Below are 395 nucleotides of genomic sequence, written 5' to 3' on the forward strand. Positions count from 1 at the left end.
CTCCAGAAGGCCCCGAGCCGTCAGCGGCATGTCGAAATAGAACGCGCTGTCCTCAAGGGCCTCATTCAAGACGGCTGGCAAGGACCCGAGTTCCCCCACGCGCTCCTGCGCGATGTGGAAAAGCTCTGAGGTCACGTTGACTTGGTACTTGCCCATTAGCTCGGTGGCGCTGGGAGTTCTCGACACGACGGTTCTCCGCGCGGCATCCATCTGGCACTAAATTCAGGCCATTCTCAAGCAATTAGTGCAGAAAACGCACTAATTAGTGCAAGAGGCGATGGAGGGGACTGCCGCTGTTCTCGTCCCTCCTGCGTGGAGGGACTCATCCGGCGGCGGTTCTATCGCAGGTGTACCGCACCGGATTAATGAGACACCAGGTTGGTCGTAATCAGGCC

The 395-nt window shown here is 58.5% G+C and carries 1 protein-coding gene; it reads right to left on the minus strand.

What is annotated here, in order from left to right:
* Positions 1-210 (minus strand): hypothetical protein (locus D7V88_RS44095; protein WP_208726816.1); only part of this gene is annotated, 210 nt, incomplete at its 3' end.
* Between the last annotated feature and the right edge of the window lie 185 nt (positions 211-395).

It is taken from the genome of Corallococcus terminator, assembly GCF_003611635.1.
Lineage (GTDB): Bacteria > Myxococcota > Myxococcia > Myxococcales > Myxococcaceae > Corallococcus > Corallococcus terminator.